The 755-nt window shown below is 44.5% G+C and carries 1 protein-coding gene; it reads left to right on the top strand.

All coding sequences use genetic code 11. The annotated features are described in order from the left end of the window. Window positions 1-755, top strand: a 755-nt coding sequence (locus tag A3762_RS03805) for a transglycosylase SLT domain-containing protein (protein ID WP_156493204.1), incomplete at both ends; no start/stop codon positions are given.

Genomic DNA, 755 nt, shown 5'->3' with positions numbered 1-755 from the left:
GCGTCTGGGCTTTGGCAATTTATCCCAGGCACCGGGAAAATGTATGGCATGCATCAAAATTGGTGGTACGACGGACGCAGGGATGTAATTCTTTCGACAGAAGGTGCTATTAAATACTTGCGTTGGCTCAACAAACGTTTTGATGGTAATTGGATGCACGCACTCGCTTCCTATAACACTGGACCTGGGCGTGTTAGCAAATCAATCAAACGAAACAAAAAAGCGGGAAAGCCCATTGACTTTTGGTCATTAAAGCTACCAAAAGAAACGCGCGCTTACGTTCCTAAACTAATCGCGATGGCTAAAATTGTTGCCGATCCATCAAAGTATGGACTTGAGCTCAAACCCATCGCGAATCAAAAATACTTTAATGTGATCGCACTAGATTCGCAGATTGACCTTGCTCAAGCGGCTTCATTAGCTGAAATTGATATAGAGGAAATCTATCAACTCAATCCGGGATTAAACCAGTGGGCGACACCTCCTGCCGGCCCACACCGCCTTTTACTGCCTAGCAGTATTTCAAAATCATTCGAAGAGAAGCTATCGCAACTCCCCAAAAAACAGCGCTTAACTTGGGATAGCTATGTCGTGAAACGTGGCGACGCTCTGGGTACTATTGCTAAAAAATTCCACACGACCCCTTCATTGATTCGACAAGTAAACAATATTCCCGGCAATACTATTTACCAAGGCCAAAATTTACTAATCCCCGTGGCGTCGAAGAACAAGCATTTCTACAACATGAGTGAGCA

It is taken from the genome of Oleiphilus sp. HI0125 (assembly GCF_001635355.1).
The sequence above is the reverse complement of the archived record's forward strand: the minus strand, read 5'-3'. Positions and strand labels throughout refer to the sequence as shown.